This window comes from Collinsella sp. CLA-ER-H11, assembly GCF_040092445.1.
GTDB lineage: Bacteria > Actinomycetota > Coriobacteriia > Coriobacteriales > Coriobacteriaceae > Collinsella.
Genome location: NZ_JBBNLN010000003.1, coordinates 64144 through 83175, shown reverse-complemented (window position 1 = coordinate 83175; position 19032 = coordinate 64144). Strand labels below are relative to the sequence as shown.

Annotated in this window: 13 protein-coding genes and 2 tRNA genes; all 15 read left to right on the top strand. The window is 62.1% G+C overall.

What is annotated here, in order from left to right:
• Positions 1-140 precede the first annotated feature (140 nt).
• The 15 genes from AAAX35_RS03155 to AAAX35_RS03085 all read left to right on the top strand — a co-directional run bounded on the left by AAAX35_RS03155 (position 141) and on the right by AAAX35_RS03085 (position 19027).
• Positions 141-1652, top strand: coding sequence for an IMP dehydrogenase (locus tag AAAX35_RS03155; protein WP_055251158.1), 1512 nt, complete (start codon positions 141-143; stop codon positions 1650-1652).
• Between the two features lie 370 nt (positions 1653-2022).
• On the top strand, positions 2023-4599 hold the full coding sequence (gene leuS / locus AAAX35_RS03150) for a leucine--tRNA ligase (protein ID WP_349116723.1): 2577 nt from the start codon (positions 2023-2025) through the stop codon (positions 4597-4599).
• A gap of 255 nt (positions 4600-4854) precedes the next feature.
• The gene (gene rimP / locus AAAX35_RS03145; protein WP_022094168.1) at positions 4855-5349 is read left to right on the top strand and encodes a ribosome maturation factor RimP; all 495 of its coding nucleotides are present in this window, start codon (positions 4855-4857) and stop codon (positions 5347-5349) included.
• 1 nt (position 5350) lies between these two features.
• Positions 5351-6598, top strand: a complete 1248-nt coding sequence (gene nusA, locus AAAX35_RS03140) for a transcription termination factor NusA (RefSeq protein ID WP_022094169.1) — start codon at positions 5351-5353, stop codon at positions 6596-6598.
• Positions 6599-6689: 91 nt separating this feature from the next.
• The gene (gene infB / locus AAAX35_RS03135; RefSeq protein ID WP_349116722.1) at positions 6690-9404 is read left to right on the top strand and encodes a translation initiation factor IF-2; all 2715 of its coding nucleotides are present in this window, start codon (positions 6690-6692) and stop codon (positions 9402-9404) included.
• A gap of 11 nt (positions 9405-9415) precedes the next feature.
• Complete coding sequence (gene rbfA, locus AAAX35_RS03130; protein WP_117647311.1) at positions 9416-9826, top strand: 30S ribosome-binding factor RbfA; 411 nt, start codon at positions 9416-9418, stop codon at positions 9824-9826.
• Positions 9819-10862, top strand: coding sequence for a DHH family phosphoesterase (locus tag AAAX35_RS03125; protein ID WP_161145269.1), 1044 nt, complete (start codon positions 9819-9821; stop codon positions 10860-10862). The genes rbfA and AAAX35_RS03125 overlap by 8 nt, the downstream gene beginning before the upstream one ends.
• A 15-nt stretch (positions 10863-10877) precedes the next feature.
• Complete coding sequence (gene truB / locus AAAX35_RS03120; RefSeq protein WP_349116721.1) at positions 10878-11810, top strand: tRNA pseudouridine(55) synthase TruB; 933 nt, start codon at positions 10878-10880, stop codon at positions 11808-11810.
• On the top strand, positions 11807-12814 hold the full coding sequence (ribF, locus tag AAAX35_RS03115; RefSeq protein ID WP_349116720.1) for a riboflavin biosynthesis protein RibF: 1008 nt from the start codon (positions 11807-11809) through the stop codon (positions 12812-12814). The genes truB and ribF overlap by 4 nt, the downstream gene beginning before the upstream one ends.
• Positions 12807-14936 carry a DNA primase gene (dnaG, locus tag AAAX35_RS03110; protein ID WP_349116719.1) on the top strand — a complete coding sequence of 710 codons (2130 nt, stop codon included), beginning with the start codon at positions 12807-12809 and terminating at the stop codon, positions 14934-14936. Before ribF ends, dnaG begins: the two co-directional genes overlap by 8 nt.
• A gap of 110 nt (positions 14937-15046) precedes the next feature.
• Entirely contained in the window at positions 15047-16387 is a 1341-nt protein-coding gene (gene rpoD, locus AAAX35_RS03105) for an RNA polymerase sigma factor RpoD (RefSeq protein ID WP_349116718.1), read from the top strand.
• Between the two features lie 215 nt (positions 16388-16602).
• Positions 16603-16677, top strand: a tRNA-Asn gene (locus AAAX35_RS03100).
• A 34-nt stretch (positions 16678-16711) separates the two neighbouring features.
• Positions 16712-16786, top strand: a tRNA-Asn gene (locus AAAX35_RS03095).
• Between the two features lie 195 nt (positions 16787-16981).
• The gene (locus AAAX35_RS03090; RefSeq protein WP_022093773.1) at positions 16982-17338 is read left to right on the top strand and encodes an Asp23/Gls24 family envelope stress response protein; all 357 of its coding nucleotides are present in this window, start codon (positions 16982-16984) and stop codon (positions 17336-17338) included.
• 27 nt (positions 17339-17365) lie between these two features.
• Entirely contained in the window at positions 17366-19027 is a 1662-nt protein-coding gene (locus tag AAAX35_RS03085; protein WP_349116717.1) for a DAK2 domain-containing protein, read from the top strand.
• Positions 19028-19032 lie beyond the last annotated feature (5 nt).

The following is a 19032-nucleotide window of genomic DNA, read 5'->3' as shown; positions in this document are numbered from 1 at the left end:
CAAGCCCTCGTGTGCTCTTCTTAAATCATGCATTGTAGCAGCCAAAGTGCGTTAAGATACTTCCCCAGTATTGGGCGCCCAAGGTTGGGCTGGGTCCTACGAGGCCTGCAGCCGACCGGTCGCATGGAAAAAGGAGAAACATGGCTACGTTCTTTCCCGGTGAGTCCCACACGTTTTCGGAGTATCTGCTGGTCCCTGGCTACTCGTCCTCGCAGTGCATCCCCAACAACGTCTCTCTTAAGACGCCGCTGACCCGCTTCAAGCGCGGTGAGAAGCCGGCAATCACCCTGAACATCCCCATGGTTTCCGCCATCATGCAGTCCGTCTCGGGCGTCGACATGGGTGTCGCGCTCGCTACCGAGGGTGGCCTGTCCTTCATCTACGGTTCCCAGAGCGCCGAGTCCGAGGCCGCTATGGTCAAGGCCGTCAAGGATCACAAGGCCGGCTTCGTTCAGTCCGATTCCACGCTGACCCCCGACATGACCATGGAGCAGGTCATCGAGCTCAAGGAGAAGACCGGTCACTCCACCATGCCGGTCACCGACGACGGCACTCCCAAGGGTAAGCTCCTGGGTATCGTCACCAGCCGTGACTATCGCCCCAGCCGCGATGACCACCAGACGAAGGTCTCCGAGTTCATGACCCCGCGTGAGCAGCTCATCGTGGGCGACAAGAACATCAGCCTCAAGGTTGCCAACGACGTCATCTGGGACAACAAGCTCAACGCCCTGCCCATCGTCGACGACAACGATCACCTCATGGGCATCGTTTTCCGTAAGGACTACGACAGCCACAAGACCAACCCCAACGAGCTGCTCGACGGCGACAAGCGCTACATGGTCGGCGCTGGTATCAACACCCGCGACTATGCCGAGCGCGTGCCGCTGCTCATCGAGGCCGGCGCCGATGTCCTGTGCATCGACTCTTCCGAGGGCTTCAGCGAGTGGCAGAAGCGCACCATCGAGTGGATCCGCGCCAACTACGGCGAGGACGTCAAGGTCGGTGCCGGTAACGTCGTCGACGCCGAGGGCTTCCGCTTTTTGGCCGACTGCGGTGCCGACTTCATCAAGGTCGGTATCGGCGGCGGCTCCATCTGCATCACCCGCGAGACCAAGGGCATCGGCCGTGGCCAGGCTACTGCGCTGATCGACGTCTGCCGTGCTCGCGACGAGTACTACGAGGAGACCGGCGTCTACGTGCCCGTGTGCTCCGACGGCGGCATCGTCTACGATTACCACATGACGCTCGCCCTTGCCATGGGCGCCGACTTTATGATGCTGGGCCGCTACTTCGCCCGCTTCGATGAGAGCCCGACCGAGCGCGTCAACGTCAACGGTCAGTACATGAAGGAGTACTGGGGCGAGGGTTCTGCGCGTGCCCGCAACTGGCAGCGCTACGACCTGGGCGGCGCCGCGAAGCTCAGCTTCGTCGAGGGCGTCGACTCCTACGTCCCGTACGCCGGTTCCCTCAAGGACGGCGTGGGCGGCACGCTTTACAAGGTCAAGTCCACGATGTGCAACTGCGGTGCCCTCTCGATTCCCGAGCTCCAGGAAAAGGCACGCCTGACCCTGGTCAGCTCCACCTCCATCGTCGAAGGCGGCGCCCACGATGTTGTGGTCAAGGATTCGCAGCAGAGCGTCAGCTACCGCTAAGCGGCTTTCCCAAGCACCACACCTTGCCGTTCAAACCGTCGCTCGCGTACCTAAGTACGCGACGCTCCTCTTTCACGGCAATCTGCGGCACTTGGAAAACCCGACCATGCTTGGGCGGATAACAAATAGCGGTTGATTCACAACCACGTTATTTAGATAAAGCGAGATGCCTGCAAGTCGCAGGCATCTCGCTTGTCGTATTTGCTATTATCAGTCAAGTTAACCTTAGGGTCGGTCGGCTTGGCTTTGTTCGCTACAAGTTCCGCACGCAAAGAAGAGCACTTAATGTGCTCTTCGTCTTGCGCAGGACTGTCCGCAGTAGCGAATAAAGCCAAGCCGACCGACCCCAGCTAAGATTAAAGGAGCTGATATGTGCGATTGCACAGATCATAAGGACGAGATCCCTGCTTACGACGCGCAGGCCATTGAGTCCAAGTGGATGAAGGCCTGGGAGGACTCTAACCTCTTTGCCGTCGACACCGACGACAGTAAGCCCAAGAAGTACGTGCTCGAGATGTTCCCGTATCCGTCGGGCGACCTGCACATGGGCCACGCGCGCAACTACACCATCGGCGATGCCATGGCCCGTCAGGCCCGCATGCGCGGCTTTGACGTGCTGCACCCCATCGGCTTCGATGCCTTTGGCCTGCCCGCCGAGAACGCCGCCATCAAGCACAACACGCAGGCTGCCGCCTGGACGTATAAGAACATGGACCAGGCGCTTTCCACGATGAAGCGCATGGGCTTCTCCTACGATCTGGATCGCATGGTCAAGACCTGCAGCCCCGATTATTACCGCTGGGGCCAGTGGATCTTTGAGAAGATGTGGGAAAAGGGCCTGGTCTACCGCAAGAAGAACCCGGTCAACTGGTGCCCCACCTGCAAGACCGTTCTGGCCAACGAACAGGTCACCGAGGGTAAGTGCTGGCGCTGCGGCACCGAGCCCGAGAAGCGCGACCTGGAGCAGTGGTACTTCAAGATTACCGAGTACTCCCAGGAGCTGCTCGACGACCTGGAGAAGCTCCCCGGCTGGCCCGAGCGCGTCAAGCAGATGCAGGCCAACTGGATCGGCCGCTCCGAGGGCGCCGAGGTCGACTTTACCCTGTGCGACCAGGATGGCGAGCCCATCGAGGGCGACGAGGGTAAGATCACTGTTTTCACCACGCGAGCCGACACGCTCTTCGGTGTCTCCTTCTTTGTCCTGGCTCCCGAGTACGCCCGTCTGCACGAGCTCGTCGAGGGCACGGAGTACGAGGAGGCCGTGACCAAGATCGTCGAGGACTCCAAGCATATCTCTGCCGTCGAGCGTGCCCAGGGCACCCTCGAGAAGCACGGTGCCTTTACCGGCCGCTACGTGGTAAACCCCGTCAACGGCGAGAAGGTCCCCGTGTGGGTTGCCGATTATGTCGTTGCCGACTACGGCACCGGCGCCGTCATGGCTGTTCCCTGCGGTGACCAGCGCGACTTTGAGTTTGCCCGCAAGTACGACCTGCCGATCGTGCCGATCATCCTGGACGATGACGACCGCGCTGCCGTCGAGGCCAGCGGTGAGACCATCGATACCTTCCATGCCGAGACCGTCGACTGGGATTGCGCCCACGCTGCCGAGGGCACGCTTGTCCAGTCCGGCAAATACACCGGCATGCGCGGCGGCAAGCACTCCGAGGGCGAGGCTGCCATCGTGGCCGACCTCGAGGCCATGGGCTGCGGTCGTCGCAAGGTCGAGTTCCGTCTGCGCGACTGGCTCATCAGCCGTCAGCGCTACTGGGGCAACCCCATCCCGGCCATCCACTGCGAGCACTGCGGCATCGTGCCCGTGCCCGAGGACCAGCTGCCGGTGACGCTGCCCGAGAATCTGGACCTGGGCGCCGGCGAGACCCTCGCCGAGTGCAAGGAGTTCTACGAGACCACCTGCCCGGTCTGCGGTCGCCCGGCCAAGCGTGAGACCGATACCATGGACACCTTTACCTGCTCCAGCTGGTATTACCTGCGCTATACCGATCCGCACAACACCGAGCTGCCCTTCTCCCGCGAGGCGGCCGACCGTTGGATGCCCGTCGATAACTACATCGGCGGCATCGAGCACGCCATTTTGCACCTGCTCTACAGTCGCTTCTTTACCAAGGCACTGCGCGACCTGGGCCTGCTGAGCGTTGACGAGCCCTTCACCAACCTGCTGTGCCAGGGTATGGTCAAGGACGAGAACGGCGACACCATGTCCAAGTCCAAGGGCAACGTCGTGCCCCCGAGCTCGGTCATCGAGCCCTACGGCGCCGACACCATGCGTCTGGCGATCCTGTTTATCGCCCCGCCCGAGAAGGACTTCGACTGGGATCCCAAGGCCGTCGAGGGCGCCAACCGCTTCATTAAGCGCGCCTGGCGTATCGTGTGGCAGCTCGTCCAGTCTGGCGACGTCAACGTTGCCTTTGACAAGTCCGCGCTCGATGAGACCGCGATGAAGCTCTATCGCGAGCGTCACCGCACCATCGCCAAGTGCACCGAGGACTTCGACCGCGGCCAGTTCAACACCGCGATCTCGGCCGTCATGGAGCTCGTCAACGCGGCGAGCGCCTACCTCAACGCTACCGAGGGTACCGCCCGCGACAAGGCGCTGTGCTACGGCGTGGCTAAGGATATCGTGAGCGTCCTTGCCCCCATCTGCCCGTTCTGGGCCGACGAGCTGTGGCACGAGGCACTCGGCTGCGAGGGCAATGCCTACACTGCTGCCTGGCCCGAGTTTGACCTGGCCGAGTCCATCGAGGACACGGTGCAGATCGTCGTACAGGTGCTCGGCAAGGTCCGTGGCCGCATCGACGTCGCCCGCGATGCCTCCAACGAGGAGATGCAGGCTGCCGCCGAGGAGGCCGTTGCCAAGTGGCTCGAGGGCAAGACGGTCGTCAAGGCCATCTGCGTGCCTGGCAAGCTGGTTAACCTGGTGGTCAAGTAAGCGCTGCGCGCATAGCTGACATGAAAAGGCGAGGGACGATTCCGCAGGAGTCGCCCCTCTTTTTGGTTATGGATACTTGCGACACACCCAATTATCCATTTCTTGTGGAGAACCTGTGCTCACGCTGACCTGCGGGTTTGTGTTGTGGTTGCACGTTTGTGCAGGTATTGGTATAGTTTGCTTGCAAATGAAGTTGTAATTGAAAGAAGTGGGGTTTCGGCCCCGCTTCTTTTTTGTATGGATGGAGGTGCCGCAATGGTCAAGACCAAGACCGAGCAGGCGATCATCGACGCGCTCGAGGCCGTTGCTCCCCAGCACGATGTCGACATCGTCGACGTTGAGCTCGTGGGTGCCACCAAGGCCCCCTGTGTGCGTGTGCGTATCGAGGGTGCCGAGGGTCAGAGCCTGTCGCTCAATGACGTCACGGCCAACACCAAATGGGTCGGCGATGTGATTGAGGAGCTCGACCCCATCTCTTCGAGCTATACGCTCGAGGTTTCGAGCCCGGGTATGGCGCGCCCGCTGCGCCGCCCGCGTGACTTTGCCCGCTTTGTGGGCGAGAACTGCGAGCTCACCTCCACCGCCACCGAGGGCCGTCGCAAGTACGCCGGCAAGATTGCCGCCGCCACCGAGACGAACGTGACCCTCGAGCTCGAGGACGGCGAGTCCGTTACCCTCGATTTCTCTGATGTTAAAAAGTGCAAGTTGAAGCCCACCTATGACTTCAAGCCCGCGAAGGAAGGAAAGTAAGATGGCAGCATCCGACATGATGTCCGCCCTGATGGAGCTTTGCCAGGAGAAGCACATCGACCAGCTCTACCTGATCGACCGCCTGGAGCAGTCGCTCGCCAAGAGCTATGCCGAGATCCTGCATCTTGAGTGGGGCGCCAAGGTGACCATCGACCGCACCACCGGCAAGATCTACGTCTACCGTCTGGAGCCGATCGACGATTCCATGGACGAGGAGGGCAACTTCACCGAGTTCGAGGAGATCGACGTCACTCCCAAGAACACGAGCCGCATCGCCGCCCAGCACGCCAAGGCCGAGATCAACGCCATCGTGCGCAACTCCGCCCGCGAGCAGATCTACGAGGAGTTCTCCGGCCGCATCGGTGACCTCATCAGCGGTACCGTACTGCAGTCCACACCCGACTTCACGATCGTCAAGATTCGCGAGGGTGTCGAGGCCGAGCTGCCGCACTTCGACCAGCGCCGTTACGAGAACGAGCGCAACGAGCGTCCGATGGGCGAGCGCTACCTGCACAACCAGCACATCAAGGCCGTGATCATCGACGTTCGCGACCCCAACTCCAACCTGCAGCCGGTTCGTGGCGAGCACAGCCGTCCGCCGATTGTCATCTCCCGTACCCACCCCGAGCTCATGCGTCGTCTGTTTGAGCAGGAGGTGCCCGAGATCTATGAGGGCACCGTCCAGATCAAGTCGATCGCCCGCGAGCCCGGCCAGCGCTCCAAGGTCGCCGTTCACTCGCTCGACGATCGCCTGGATCCGGTTGGCGCCTGCGTCGGTCCCAAGGGCAGCCGTGTTCGCGCCGTCGTGGGCGAGCTCCGTGGCGAGCGCGTCGACGTCATCCTGTGGGATGCCGATCCGGCCGTCTACGTCGCAAACGCCCTGTCGCCCGCCAAGGTCACCCGCGTCCTCATCGACGAGGAGAAGGCCTACGCCGGCGTCATCGTGCCCGACGACCAGCTGTCCCTCGCCATCGGCAAGGAGGGCCAGAATGCCCGCCTCGCCGCGCGCCTGACCGGCTGGCACATCGACATTAAGTCCGAGACCCTTGCCGCCGACATCCTCAAGAACGTTCCCGTTCACGAGGAGCCTGCCGCCGACCTGATCGGTGACGAGGAGGACGAGGACGTCCGTCGCTGCGAGTTCGTGTCCGAGGACGGCATCCAGTGCCGCAACCAGGCCCGTCCTGGCTCCCGTTTCTGCGGTGTCCACGACACCGACGCCTTCGATGATGCGGAGGACCTGATCTAGCGCGCGGTCGCGCCGGGCAGGTCCCGGCGCATACCCCACGCTCGTTCAGTCTCTAGGCACCCAAGGTGCCAGAAAGGGTAGGTGAAGTCATATGGCAAAAGTCCGTGTGTCCACCCTGGCCAAAGAGTTCGGCATGACCTCCAAGGAACTGATGGGTCATCTCGCCGAAATGAAGATTCCCGCTAAGTCTGCTTCCTCCGCTTTGGAGGACGCTTACGTCGCCATGGTCCGCAAGCAGCTCGCCTCGGTGATCGAGGCCCGCGCCCAGGAAGTCGAAGCCGCCAAGCAGGCCGAGGAGCAGGCCGCTGCCGCCGAGGAGGCAGCACGCGCTGCCGAGGCCGAACGCGAGCGCATCGCCGCCGAGAAGGCACGCGAGGAGGAGCGCCGCCAGTTCGCCGCCGCCCAGGCTGCCGAGGAGGCCGCCCGCGCCGAGGCCGAGGCCAAGAAGAAGGCCGAGCAGGAGCGCCTTGCCCGCGAGAAGGAGGAGGCTGCCCGCGAGGCCCAGCGCCGCGCCGTTCCCGCATCCGACTCCGGTTCGCGCTTCCGTTCGCTGCTCGACCAGATCGCCGCACAGGAGACCGTGCTCAAGGAGAAGAAGGACGCCGAGGAGAAGGCCAAGGCCGAGCGCGCTGCCGAGCGCGGCAACCGTCGTGGCGGTAACAACGACCGTCGCGGTGGCCGTCGAGGCGACCGCAACGCCTCCGACAACAACTCCGAGCGCAACGCCTCCGAAAGCCGTCCTCACAGCCATCGCACCAATGCCAGCAACAACGTCGCTGCCGGCATGGACTTCCCCAACCCCGACAAGCAGGGCAAGGGCAAGAAGCGCAAGGGCGGTCACAACAACGAAGAGGACCACTACAGCCGCATGGCTCGCGAGGCCGAGGAGTACAGCCGCGAGAAGGTGCTCGAGGAGGCTCGAGCCGCCGTCGAGGAGGCCTCTCGCGAGTCCACTGGTCGCCGCAAAAAGCGCAAGGAGAAGCGCGAGCGCGAGGCCGCAAAGGCTCAGGAAGAGCGCAAGATTGAGGAGGCGCTGGCCCAGGGCGTGAACCCCGAGGAGCTCGACGCCATCAAGGTTTCCCAGGGCGTTACCGTCCAGGAGCTCGCCGAGGCGCTCGACGTTCCGGCCAACGACATCATCAAGCGCCTGTTCCTGCTGGGCACGCCGCTTACCATGACGCAGTCCATGTCCGACGACCTCGTCGAGCTCGTTGCCGACGACCTGGGTCGCCAGATCAAGATCATCACCCCCGAGGAGGAGAACACCTTCTCGTTCTATGACGATCCCGCCGACCTTAAGCCGCGCGCCCCGGTCGTCACCGTCATGGGCCACGTCGACCACGGCAAGACGAGCCTCCTCGACGCCATCCGTCACACCGGCGTCGCTGCCGGCGAGGCGGGCGGCATTACCCAGGCCATCGGCGCTTCGCAGGTCATGATCAACGACCGCAAGATCACCTTCATCGATACCCCCGGTCACGCGACCTTTACGGCCATGCGTGCCCGCGGCGCCAAGGTGACCGATATCGTCATCCTGATCGTGGCTGCCGACGACGGCGTCATGCCGCAGACCATCGAGTCGATCAACCACGCCAAGGCCGCCGGCGTTCCCATCGTCGTCGCCGTCAACAAGATCGATAAGCCGGGCGCCAACCCCGACCGCGTGCGTCAGGAGCTCACCGAGTACGGCATCATCCCCGAGGAGTGGGGCGGACAGAACATGTTCGTCAACATCTCGGCCAAGCAGAAGATCGGTATCGACGACCTGCTCGAGACCGTGCTGCTCCAGGCCGACGTGCTCGAGCTCAAGGCCAACCCCGATACCTTCGCTTCGGGCAACGTCCTCGAGGCTAAGCTCGACAAGGGCCGCGGCTCGGTCGCTACCGTGCTCGTGACTCGCGGTACCCTGCACGTGGGCGACACGCTGGTCGCCGGCCTCACCTATGGCCGCGTCCGCGCCATGCTCGACCCCAAGGGCAACGCCGTCACCGAGGCCGGTCCCTCCGACGCCGTCGAGATTCTGGGCCTGCAGTCCGTCCCCAACGCCGGCGATGAGTTCCGTGTGTTCGAGGACGAGCGCGAGGCTCGCGCCCTTGCCGACGAGCGTTCGCTCAAGGCCCGTATCGAGGAGCAGAGCCGCGTGAAGCACGTGACGCTCGAGAACCTCTTCGAGACCATCGCCGACGCCGAGGTCAAGGAGCTCAACCTGATCATCAAGGCCGACGTCCAGGGCTCCATCGAGGCTCTTCAGGATTCGCTCGACAAGATGGACCAGTCCGAGGTGCGCATCAACACGATTCACTCCGCGGTCGGCGCCATCAACGAGACCGACGTGGTCCTGGCCGACGCCTCCAACGCCATCATCATCGGCTTTGGCGTTCGTCCCGACGGCAAGGCCCGTTCCGCCGCCGAGCGCGAGGGCGTCGAGATCCGTTGCTACGACGTCATCTACAAGTGCCTCGAGGACCTCGACGCTGCCCGTATCGGCATGCTCAAGCCCACCGAGGTCGAGGTCTCCACGGGTTCCGCGACGGTCCTGGACACCTTCAAGGTGCCCAAAGTCGGCATCGCCGCCGGTGTCCGCGTCGAAGAGGGCGAGATCGCCGCGACCGATTCCGTACGCCTGGTGCGCGACGGCATCGTGGTCTTCAACGGTAAAATCGCCTCGATGCGTCACTACAAGGACGAGGCCAAGAGCCTCAAGAGCGGCTCCGAGGGCGGTATTGGCCTGGAGAACTTCCAGGACATCAAGCCTGGCGACACCATTGAGGGCTACCGCATCGACCAGGTTGCCCGTACCGAGTAGGGGGTAGCGCTATGAAGCAAACGCAGGCAACCCGCCGTCTGGGCGAGCAGCTTCGCGAGAAGCTCGGTTATATCCTGCTCTTTGAGGTTTCCGATCCGCGTCTCGACCTGGTCACCTTGACCGCGGTCGAGGTCGCGGTGGACCGTTCGTTCGCGCGCGTGTACGTGTCATGCGACGCGAGCCGCTACGACGAGGTCATGGAGGCGCTCGCCAGCGCCAAGGGCCGCATCCGTAGCCTGTTGGCCCGCTCGCTCGATTGGCGCGTCACGCCCGAGCTCGATTTTCGCATCGATCGCTCAACCGATGAGGCCGAGCGCATCACGCGTGCGCTGGAAAACGTTCCCGCCACGCTTGCGATCGAAAAGGACGAGGACGGCTATCCAATAGCGGATGCCGCCCAGGAGGCAGCTTTAGATGAGTAATTCCGCCGACCTCGCATCGTGCGAGTCTGCAGATATCCAGCGACGCATCCTCGAGCTCATCGAGGGTGCGTCCTCCATTGCGATTTCGGGACATACGTCTCCCGATGGTGACGCCCTGGGCTCCGTGCTGGGTCTGGGCTTATCGCTTATGAAGTTTTTCCCCAACAAGGACATTGCCCTGCTGCTGGCAGACGATGACCCGGTTCCGCGCATCTACCGCTTTATGGAGGGCGCCGACCGTTTGGTGCCGGCATCTGCGTATACCGGCAATCCGGATCTGTTCATCTCGGTGGACGTGCCGGTCGTCGAGCGTCTGAACAACTCCGCCGAGGTGCTCCGCCGCTCGTCGCATGTGGTGTGCTTCGATCACCATCCGGCGCGCGAGGAATTTGCCGAGCTGAGCCTGAGGTGCGTCGGCGCCGCGGCCTGCGCCATGATCATCGACCGCTTTTTGGACAATTGCGGCATTGTAGCTCGCAACGGTGTCGCGACCTGCCTGCTGTGCGGCCTGGTGACCGATACCGGTCGTTTTCAGTATCAAAACGCCGATGCTGCTGCGTTCCATGCCGCCTCGCGCCTGGTCGCGCACGGTGCCGATCCGGCGCGCGTCGCGCTCGAGGTCTACCAGAGCATGCGCGTAGAGTTCTTGCATCTTAAATCCATCGTTATGGGTCGTATCAAGACCGTGGCGCACGGTCGCGTGGCATATAGTTATGCGTACCAGAGCGACCTCGAGGCCTGCGGCGTCACTTCGGATGAGTGCGACGGTCTGGTCGATGTGGTGCGTTCGGTGATGGGCGTTGAGGTCTGCCTGTTCCTGAAGGGCATCGAGGGCGATACCAAGGTGCGCGGTAACCTGCGCTCCAAGGGCGACCTCGATGTGTCCGAGATCGCTGCCAACTTTGGCGGTGGCGGGCATCATGCCGCCGCCGGCTTTTCCAACAACGGAACGATTCGCGAGACGCTCGCCGTGGCACTTCCCATGCTGGCCGAGCTGGTGGGGGAGGATCCCGCTTCGGTGACCGTCGAGCTCTAACTTTTTGGATGGTACATGGCTCGTCGTACGCCTTCTCAATTGAATATGCTGCTCGCCGTCGATAAGCCGGTGGGCTGTACGTCCCACGACGTGGTATCGCAGTGCCGACGCGCCCTCCATGAGCGACGCGTCGGCCATGCCGGTACGCTCGACCCCATGGCCTCGGGTGTCATGGTGGTGGGCGTGGGCCAGGCGACCCGTCTGCTGGGCATGCTGACCCTCGATACCAAAAGTTATGTTGCCGACATTTCGTTTGGTGTCGAGACCAATACCGATGACGCGGAGGGCGAGGCCGTCCGCACGGTGCCCGTTGCCCCCGAGCTGCGCGATCTCGCTTACGCCCGTGAGCAGCTGGCCGCTATGCTTGGCCCGCAGATGCAGGTGCCGCCATCGTTTTCGGCCATCTCGGTCAATGGCGTTCGCGCCTATAAGAGTGCTCGCGAGGGCAATGCGGTAAACTTGCCTCCGCGCCCCATCGAGGTCTATGCCGCCGACCTGATCGCCGTGAGCGGCGAGGGCGATACGTGCGTCTGGACCGTGGCGTTTTCGGTAAGCAAGGGCACCTACATTCGCGCGCTCGCTCGCGATCTGGGTCGCGCCTGCGATAGTGCTGCGCATATTTCCGCGCTGCGTCGTACGGCATCCGGCGTGGTTTCCATTGGCGCCTGCCACGCGGTAGAGGAGCTCTCTGCCGAGTCCGGTGCTGGCTTCGCTCTGGATCCTATCGCCGCCCTTGGTGCCACGCGTGTCGATTTGCCGGGTAATCTTGCAGACGATCTGCTTTGTGGTCGCCGCATTCCCGTTGAACGCGCGCTTGCGGACTTCGATACGGCGAAGGCGCCGTTCGCGCTCGTGCTCGATGGGGGATTGAAGGCGCTTGCTCGTATCGAGGGCGGCCGCTTTGTGATGGAGCACGTCTTTCCGCAGGCGATCGGCGGTGTTCGATGATGCTGACGCCCCACGAGCTCGCGCGTATCTTTTTCGCGGGTGAGTTGGATGAGGCCCGTATCGTTTCTGCCGATGCTTTTGATGGGTGCGAGTTCTTGGGTGCCGCGTCGATCGCTATTGGCGTGTTTGATGGTGTGCATCGTGGGCACCAAGAGCTGATTGAAGCGGTTATTCGCGATGCACATGATCACGGCAGCAAAGCGGTCGTGGTCACCTTCGATCCTGATCCGGACGTCGTGGTGAGTCCGTCGCCCGCCCAAAAATTGATGACGACGGCCGACCGCCTGCACGCCCTGGCTCAAACCGGGGTCGATGCGGTGGTGGCCGTTCCCTTTACGCCCGCCGTGGCGGCACTCGACCATGTCGGGTTTCTGGCGCTGTTGTCGCGCGTTGTCGATATTCGCTCCATTCGTGTAGGCAGCGACTTTAGGCTCGGCCGCGGCGGCGCTTCGGGCGTTGCCGAGATGCGCGCCTGGGGCACTGAGCGTGGGGTTGACGTTTACGGTCACGACTTGCTCTGCGTTAACGGGCAGACCATCTGCGCCACGCGCATCCGCCATGAGCTGGGTCAGGGTCATGTGGAGTTGGCTGCCGAGCTTCTCGGCCGTCCCTATATGCTGCGCGGCGTTGTGGCGGCTGGCCGTCACGAGGGCTCCGATATGGGCTTTCCCACTGCAAACATCCAGGTGCCCGACGGCATCCAAGTGCCTGCCGATGGCGTCTATGAGGGTCTGGTGTTGGTCGACGATACCGTATGGCCTGCTGCCGTCAACGTGGGGCTGCCGCCGACGTATGCCGACGATGCCGCCTCGGCGCATCTCGAGGCCAACTTGATCGGCTATGCGGGCGACCTGTATGGAGCCTCCGTGTCGCTGGCGTTTACGCGCTGGCTGCGTCCGTCTCGCGTGTTCGATTCCCTAGACGAGTTGATCGAGACTGTCGAGGGTAATATCGACGATATCCGTCATAACTTGGGTGAGCAGGGGGTGAGCATCCGTGATTAGCGATGAAGAAAAAGATCAGGTACGCGCGGCGTCGGACCTGGTTGCCATCGTGCAGGAAACGGTTGAGCTCAATCCTCGCGGCCATGAGTTTTGGGGCTGCTGCCCGTTTCATGGCGAAAAGACCCCCTCGTTTCACATTATCCCTGCTACGCAGGTGTGGCACTGCTTTGGTTGCGGCGAGGGCGGCGACGTCTTTACCTATATCATGAAGCGCGAGAACCTGAGTTTTCCCGAGTCGATCCGCTATTTGGCTGATCGTGCGGGCATTGAACTGCACGATACCGGTGCGCAACGCGATCGCGGCACCAAGCGTGCTCGCATCTATGACCTGTGCGCCGAGACGGCTCAGTTCTACCACACCATGCTTATGCGCGGTAAGGACAGCCGTCCGCGCGAGTACTTTGCCAGTCGTGGCATGGGCGGAGATGTCTGTCGCCGCTACTGCCTGGGCTTTGCGCCGGGTCGCAATGCGCTGGTGTCGCATCTGTCGCAGGCGGGCTTTACCCCGCAGGAGATGATCGATGCCAACGTGGCCGTGAGCCGTGGGCGCGGGCAGCTCGCGGACCGTTTTTACGACCGCGTGATGTTTCCCATCTTTGATGAGCAGGGTCACAATATTGCCTTTGGCGGGCGCATCATGGGCGATGGTCAGCCCAAGTACCTCAACACGGCCGAGACGAGTGTGTTTCATAAAAAGCGAAACCTCTATGGCTTTAACTGGGCCAAGGAGTTTATCGTCGCGCAGGATACCGCCATCGTGGTGGAGGGCTATACCGACTGCATCGCCTGCTGGGAGGCAGGGATCAAAAACGTCGTCGCCACGCTGGGCACAGCACTCACGGAGCATCATGTAAAGACGCTTACCCGTTTTGCCAAGCGCATTGTATATATGTTCGATGGCGACGCCGCCGGTCAAAAGGCTGCCCGACGCGCGATTCAGTTTATCGAGCAGGATTCGATGGACCTGCGCTGCGTGGTGCTTCCCGACGGCAACGACCCCATGGAGTTCATTACCGCGCATGGTGGCGAGGCACTGCAGGCGCGCATCGATGCCGCCGAGCCCCTCATGGACTTTGTGTACCGCTCGCTACAGGAGTCGAGCGACATAACCACGCCGGGCGGTCGTGCCAAAGCGCTCGAGGACGCGCTGACGCTCATCTACCCGCTGCGTGACAGTTATATGATCGACACGTACTTTATCCAGATTGCCGATCTGCTGGGTTTGGACTTGGAGACGGTGCGCGCGAGTTCGGGCCGTGTGTTTCGCGATGTCGCCAAGCGAGAGGATGCCGAGCGCCGGCGTGAGCAGAGCTACGAGCGTCAACGCGCGCAAGCTGAGCGTTCGGGCGGTTCGCAGGGACGAAGCTCGGACGGCGGTGCGGCTGGTGCGCGCAGTGCCGGTCGCGGTGCCTGGGCCGCGGGCGCGACGCCACCGGTGTCCGCACCGGTCGAGGAGGACCCGTACGACTACGTTCCGCTTGATGCCTATGGGGCGACACCGGTGGAGGCCGACGAGGATCTGCCGCCAATCGATGTGCCGGCGGGGATGGAAAGCGCTGCGCCCGTTGCCGATAGCTCAAGCGCGGCGGCAGCTCCGTCGATGCCGATTGTTTTGACCGATCTGGAGCGGAAATCCCTGGCGGGGGAGCGCGAGCTGCTGACGATGCTCACGAGCTACCCCGATCTGTTCCGCACGTATGCCGATCGCATTTGTTCTATCGAGTGGGTCGATCCGCGTCACGAGTCTATTGCGTGGGCCGTGCTGGCAACGCCGCAGGGAACCGATCCTGCGGCATGCATGGATGCGGCGCGCGCGGTGTGTCCCGAGGCGGCTTCGCTTGTCAGCGCTGGGCGCATCTCGGCGACGAGTAAGCACCCGACCGAGACGAACATCGTCTTTATGCTCGATACGCTCGAGCTCTACACCATCAAGCGTCGCATGCGAGCCGCGCAGGCTAAGTTGCGTCAGGACCGTTCTCTCGACGATGAGGCCCGTCGCGTGCTGACGATGCAGGCGGTGCAAGATTCACAGCGCCAGCGCGAGCTTCAAAAGTCGATCGGTGGCGTGGCCGACCCGTTCCGTTTGATCGGTTTGGAGACCTCAGGCGCCGATCAGGCCTAGATGTTGTGGTCAACCAGCGTATTCTCGCCTATATCCTGTCTTTATTTTGGGTATAGACGTCAATGTGTGTGCTAAAGTATTGAGTCCTGTGGACTACGAAGGGAGAATCTGTGCCAAAAAAGACTGAGAGCACGGGTACTGGGCTGGAATCCTACGTTGCAAAGCTCATGGGCAACGGCTCAAACAGGACTTCGGTAACCGAGGACGAGATTCAGGTCGCCCTGAAGGATATCGATGTTTCTGATGAGCAGCTCAACGCGGTGTATTCCGCGCTGCGCAACAGCGGCATCCAGATTATCTCCGCGAGCGGAAACGACGACGCCCCGATGGGCGTCGACGATGACGATAACGATACCGACGATTTCGACGATGACGAGCACGATTCCGGCTCGCTTGACGATCACGAACTTAAGATGGCCCGCCAGGCCGATGCCGAGATGGGCTCTTCCAAGAGCAAGAAGAAGCGTACCGTGCGCACGTCTCGTTCGCGTTCGCGCGTGCGCGGCATCGATGCCTCCACGGTGATGCTGACCGGCGACCCGGTTCGTATGTACCTCAAGGAGATCGGTAAGGTCGACCTGCTGACCGCATCTGAAGAGGTCGATCTGGCCATGAAGATCGAGGCCGGCCTCGAGGCTACCGAGAAGCTCGAGGCTGCCGATGCGGGCGAGATTGAACTCACGCGCGCCGAGATGCGTCGTCTTACGCGTATTGAGAACGTTGGTCTTGAGGCCAAGCAGGCGCTCATCAGCGCCAACCTGCGTCTGGTCGTCTCCATCGCCAAGCGCTATGTCGGCCGTGGCATGCTGTTCCTGGATCTGATCCAGGAGGGCAACCTCGGTCTGATCCGCGCCGTCGAGAAGTTCGACTACCAGAAGGGCTTTAAGTTCTCCACGTACGCCACGTGGTGGATCCGTCAGGCCATTACGCGCGCTATTGCCGACCAGGCCCGTACTATCCGTATTCCCGTGCACATGGTCGAGACCATCAACAAGCTCGTCCGTGTGCAGCGCCAGCTCCTCCAGGATCTGGGTCGCGACCCGACCCCCGAGGAGATCGGTGCCGAGATGGACATGAGCGCCGACCGTGTCCGCGAGATCCAGAAGATTTCGCAGGAGCCCGTGTCGCTCGAGACCCCCATCGGCGAGGAAGAGGATTCCCAGCTGGGCGACTTCATCGAGGACTCCCAGGCTATCGTCCCGCCCGATGCCGCCAGCTTCTCCATGTTGCAGGAGCAGCTCACCCAGGTGCTCGATTCGCTTGCCGATCGCGAGCGCAAGGTTATCGAGCTGCGCTTTGGCCTTGTCGACGGACATCCCCGCACGCTCGAGGAAGTCGGTCGCGAGTTTGGCGTCACGCGCGAGCGTATCCGCCAGATCGAGTCCAAGACCCTGGCCAAGCTCCGCCACCCGAGCCGCAGCAGCAAGCTCAAGGACTACATCGAAAGCTAGTCAAGCAAGAAGCGCCCTCAAGCACATCCGCTTGAGGGCGCTTTTATGTAGTCATTGGGGACGTTCTTAAACGACTAGTCGTTGGGGACGTTCTTGAATGACTAGTCGTTTAAGAACGTCCCCAATGACTAGGTCGGAAAATTTCTTAAAAAAGTTCTTGCCCTTCGTCCAATCGTCCGTATAATAAACTTCGTTGCTTGAGAGCACGCACCTATTCCTCGGTAGCTCAATGGTAGAGCACGCGGCTGTTAACCGCGCTGTTGTAGGTTCGAGTCCTACCCGGGGAGCCAGAATTTCTCAGCCCATTTCGCTGGGCTTTTAAATTCCTCGGTAGCTCAATGGTAGAGCACGCGGCTGTTAACCGCGCTGTTGTAGGTTCGAGTCCTACCCGGGGAGCCAGGTTTTAAGACCCGTCGCTTATGCGGCGGGTTTTTTCATGCCGCGGTCGCATGTGGCGAACGTTGCCGTATCAACATTTCGTGTCGAGGATGTAATCCCGAGGCCCGCCACCTCAACATGCCGCGGTCGTTGTAGAATATTGCAATGATTGCTCCCACGACATGGTGCCGCGAGCACCAAGAAAAGGAGATTCTTGTGTCTGAGACCATTAACGGCAGCCTGAGCGTCTCGAACGACGTTATTGCCGATATTGCCGGTTATGCCGCGATGACGTGCTATGGCGTTGTCGGTATGGCTGAGCAGCTCCAGGGCGCCGAGAGCGTGCGCCTGCTTGCCGGTCAGCGCCTCCGCAAGGGCGTGCTTGTCTCCGCCGACGAGAACGGCCTTACGGTCGATCTTCACGTCGTGCTCGAGAACGGCGTCAACATGAAGTCCGTCTGCCACAATCTTTCGAGCTCCGTTGCCTTCACTCTGCAGGAGATCGCCCAGATCGATCCCGCCAGCCTTAAGATCGGCATTCACATCGACGCGCTCAAGAGCCGTCTGAACTAGCATCCGAAAACGGAGATTCTAACACCCATGATTGCAAAGACCATTCGCACCTGTTTTCCGATCGCTGCGGCTGCCGTTTCCGACAAGGCCGAGGAGATCAACAAGCTCAACGTCTTCCCCGTACCCGATGGCGATACCGGCACCAACATGTCGCTCACGCTCGCCTCGGTGACCAAGGAGCTTTCCGCTCTTCCTGCCGACGCCGACATGGAAGCCATCGCCGGCGCCATCACCCACGGCTCCCTCATGGGCGCCCGCGGTAACTCCGGCGTCATCACATCGCAGATTCTGCGTGGCGTGGCCGAGGGCCTTGTCTCTGCCGACGAGCCCATTACGTCCGCCGACATTGCCTTCGCCTTCCGTCGCGCCGTCAAGGTCGCCTTCCAGGCTGTCCGTAAGCCCATCGAGGGCACAATCCTCACGGTCCTGCGCGATGTCTCGACCAAGGCCGATGAGTGCGAGAAGAAGAAGTTCTCGGCTGAGGATGCGCTCGATGCCATCGTCGTTGAGGCGTACCAGTCCGTCGCCCGCACACCCGACCTGTTGCCCGTTCTGAAGGAGAACGGCGTGGTCGACTCCGGCGCCTTTGGCTTTGCCATCTTCCTGGAGAACTTTGTTGCCGCTGCGCTCGGCCGCAGCACCGTTGTCGAGGATTTCTCCGCCACGTTTGACTCCGCCGGCTCTGCCCGCGATGCGGCCCTCGGTCGCGTTGAGATCGAGGCCAACGATGACTGGGAGGGCTCGGAGTTCCGCTACTGCAACGAGTTCCTCTTTAAGGCCGATGCCCCGTTTGACGAGGACGAGTGCCTTAAGTTCCTAGGCTCCATGGGCGACTGTGAGCTGCTCGTGGGCGCCTATCCCGACTACAAGATCCATGTGCACTCCAACACCCCCAACCTGGTGCTCGAGCACATGCTGCAGCTCGGTCAGATCTATGAGGTCTTTATCCACAACATGGAGATGGAGGCCCACGACCGTACCGCTAAGATCCACGAGGATCAGGAAAAGGCCGCCGAGCCCGCCAAGGCGCTGGGCTTTGTCGCCGTTGCCGCCGGTTCCGGCGAGGCCGACATCCTCAAGTCCCTTGGCGTCGACGTGGTCGTCTCCGGTGGCCAGACTATGAATCCCTCGACCGCCGACCTGCTGGGCGCGGTGGACCAGGTCAACGCGACCTCGGTCATCATCTTGCCCAACAACGGCAACATCCGCATGGCCGCTGAGGCTGCTGCCTCAGCCTGCACCGACAAGAAGGTCGCCGTCGTTCCCACTAAGACCGTCCCGCAGGCCTTCTCCGCGCTGTTCGCAGTCCTGCCCGATTCCGAGCTCGAGGACGCCGTTGCCGCCATGGTCGACGCCATCAGCGAGGTCCGCGATGGCGAGGTCACCCGCGCCGTGCGCGACTCCAGTGCCTCTGACGGTTCCCCGATTCACTCCGGTGACGTCATGGGTATCATCGCCGGCTCCATCGACGTGGTCGGCTCCGACGTGAAGCAGGTCACGCTCGACTGCATCAACCGCATGCAGGAGGAAGAGGAGGGCGACGCGCTGACGATTCTGGCCGGCGAGGAGCTGTCCGATGAGGCCTTCCAGGAGATCGTCGACGCCATCGAGGAAGCTCAGCCCGACTTGGAGATTGACGCCCATCGTGGCGAGCAGCCGCTCTATCCCGTGATCTTCTCGATCGAGTAGGCATC

What these genes read in the sequence shown, in the direction of transcription:
- AAAX35_RS03155 (WP_055251158.1), top strand. Translation starts at nt 141, where the DNA reads ATGGCTACGTTCTTTCCCGGTGAGTCCCACACGTTTTCGGAGTATCTG.
- leuS (WP_349116723.1), top strand. Translation starts at nt 2,023, where the DNA reads ATGTGCGATTGCACAGATCATAAGGACGAGATCCCTGCTTACGACGCG.
- rimP (WP_022094168.1), top strand. Translation starts at nt 4,855, where the DNA reads ATGGTCAAGACCAAGACCGAGCAGGCGATCATCGACGCGCTCGAGGCC.
- nusA (WP_022094169.1), top strand. Translation starts at nt 5,351, where the DNA reads ATGGCAGCATCCGACATGATGTCCGCCCTGATGGAGCTTTGCCAGGAG.
- infB (WP_349116722.1), top strand. Translation starts at nt 6,690, where the DNA reads ATGGCAAAAGTCCGTGTGTCCACCCTGGCCAAAGAGTTCGGCATGACC.
- rbfA (WP_117647311.1), top strand. Translation starts at nt 9,416, where the DNA reads ATGAAGCAAACGCAGGCAACCCGCCGTCTGGGCGAGCAGCTTCGCGAG.
- AAAX35_RS03125 (WP_161145269.1), top strand. Translation starts at nt 9,819, where the DNA reads ATGAGTAATTCCGCCGACCTCGCATCGTGCGAGTCTGCAGATATCCAG.
- truB (WP_349116721.1), top strand. Translation starts at nt 10,878, where the DNA reads ATGGCTCGTCGTACGCCTTCTCAATTGAATATGCTGCTCGCCGTCGAT.
- ribF (WP_349116720.1), top strand. Translation starts at nt 11,807, where the DNA reads ATGATGCTGACGCCCCACGAGCTCGCGCGTATCTTTTTCGCGGGTGAG.
- AAAX35_RS03085 (WP_349116717.1), top strand. Translation starts at nt 17,366, where the DNA reads ATGATTGCAAAGACCATTCGCACCTGTTTTCCGATCGCTGCGGCTGCC.